We start from the raw sequence: 1,933 nt of genomic DNA on the forward strand, positions 1-1,933 counted from the left end.
TGCCGCAATGAAGAGATCTAGCATTTTAACGCCCCCTTCTACAATAATCGACTGGATATCCATCAAGTATAACTGGTAGCAGATTAACTGGGGTAGTAGGTTGTCGAAATTTTCCAGTTCAAGATATTTGATCCTACCATCCAACTCTGTTTTCAATGAATTAAAAATGATGGTATCCTGGCTTTGATCAAAAACATTAAGACTTACCGGCAGCTCCAGGTTCCTGTCAACAATGATCCTTATCGGCGACTTCCCTTGCCATTCGCGCACATTTAATCTTGGATTATCGGCTAAGGCTGTGTTTTTTCCGATCAGCACAGCATCTTCTTCGCTTCTCCAGCGATGAACGAGCTGTTTTGCAGATGAAGAGGTGATCCATTTTTGGGTTCCGTCTTCGGGAGCAAAAAATCCGTCATTGGTTTGGGCCCATTTAAGAATAATATAAGGCCTCTGTTTTTGGACTCTTGTATTAAAGCGTCTGTTTAATGAGATGCATTCATTTTCAAGTACACCCTCAATAACTTCGACACCGGCTTCTGTTAATTTTTCAATTCCTTTCCCATTAACTTGTGCGAAAGGGTCTCTGCAGCCGATAACAACTTTGGGAATATGATTATTTATGATCAGGTCCACGCATGGGGGCGTCTTGCCGAAATGGGAGCAAGGTTCCAGGCTTACATAGATTGTAGATCGCTCAAGTAAAGCATGCCCGTCAACATTTGTATCGAGGACGCTTTTCACAGCATTCACTTCAGCATGAGCTTCACCAAACTTCATGTGGTAACCCTCACCGATGATCTGATCGTCACAAACTATCACTGCGCCAACCATGGGATTGGGGCTCACCGAACCCATACCCAAAGTGGCAAGTTCAATGCAGCGCCGCATGTAGTCCTCATGTTTTAACACGCTGTAAAAGTAAGGATGATTTTGCTTCGCTGCGCTCGCAATAACAAGTTCCTGGTGAGCAAGGCCGATTCGGTATAGATTTGTATAAAAGATAGTGTGACATTTGCTTCGCTTCGCTCGCAATGACAAGTTCTTCTATGGACGAGGCCGCTTCGCTATAGAGTGTTATAATATATTGTGTCATTGCGAGCGTAGCGAAGCAATGAACGTAAAAGTACCGGTACTTGAGCGGTTCCAGAGCGGTTCCAGAGCGTTGCACCAGCGGTATTTTAGCGATGAGTAAGCGGTCAAAACCGGTAATTTCATGCCAATTCCGGACAAAACCGGCAATGCGATTTTGACTGCAAAGAGCTTTTCTGTAAATTGTATCATGTAAAAAATCTACTATATGATACAAACATCACCAATATTTAAAGGCTTCCGCGGAAGCGTTAACCGACATTTGCTCTTCAGGCAGTGCGGTGGCAAGACTGTTGTTAGCCGGTTCCCCAACCGGAACCGGGTTATTTACAGCGAGCAGCAGAGACAAGCTCAAAAACGCTTTTCGGAAGCTGTTGAATTTGCCAGGGTAGTTATTAAGGAGCCGGGGCTGAAGGATATTTATTCCGTTAGGGCATCCTTACTGGGCTTTCGGTCAGCCTGGAACCTGGCTATTGCTGAGTTTATGAGCGATAAGCCGCTGGAAATTAAGAGGAAGAAGATCAGGTTTGACAAATCCATTCTTATCCGATCGCTGCGCTGGAATATTCCCGTGAAGCTGTATAAGTTTGCAGAACAGCCTGAACAGGGCGTTTTAAAGGTACCCAAGCGAATAAGGTCAAAGCCAGCTCATGATCCGGGACAGCCGGACTATGGAACAGCAATTTTTAACCGCAAAGTAAGATATAAGGTAAACCCTATGTTTTATCTGGAAGGAATAAGCAAGACGCCTACTTTACCGCAGAGGGAGCAGAGTGTTTCGCAGAGATCGTGTCTCGTCCTGAAATAGCTATACAGGTTATTGAATAATTCCTGATTTGGTTAT

The 1,933-nt window shown here is 44.4% G+C and carries 2 protein-coding genes; one reads left to right on the forward strand and one right to left on the reverse strand.

The window, feature by feature from the left end; genetic code table 11:
* The coding region (gene ribD / locus WKF69_RS10420) for a bifunctional diaminohydroxyphosphoribosylaminopyrimidine deaminase/5-amino-6-(5-phosphoribosylamino)uracil reductase RibD (RefSeq protein WP_340381640.1) at positions 1 to 888 on the reverse strand (888 nt) is incomplete at its 3' end.
* A 409-nt stretch (positions 889 to 1,297) separates the two neighbouring features.
* Here ribD and WKF69_RS10425 point away from each other — a divergent pair.
* Complete coding sequence (locus WKF69_RS10425) at positions 1,298 to 1,897, forward strand: hypothetical protein (protein WP_340381641.1); 600 nt, start codon at positions 1,298 to 1,300, stop codon at positions 1,895 to 1,897.
* Positions 1,898 to 1,933 lie beyond the last annotated feature (36 nt).

The organism is Daejeonella sp. (genome assembly GCF_037719425.1).
Taxonomy (GTDB): Bacteria; Bacteroidota; Bacteroidia; order Sphingobacteriales; family Sphingobacteriaceae; genus Daejeonella.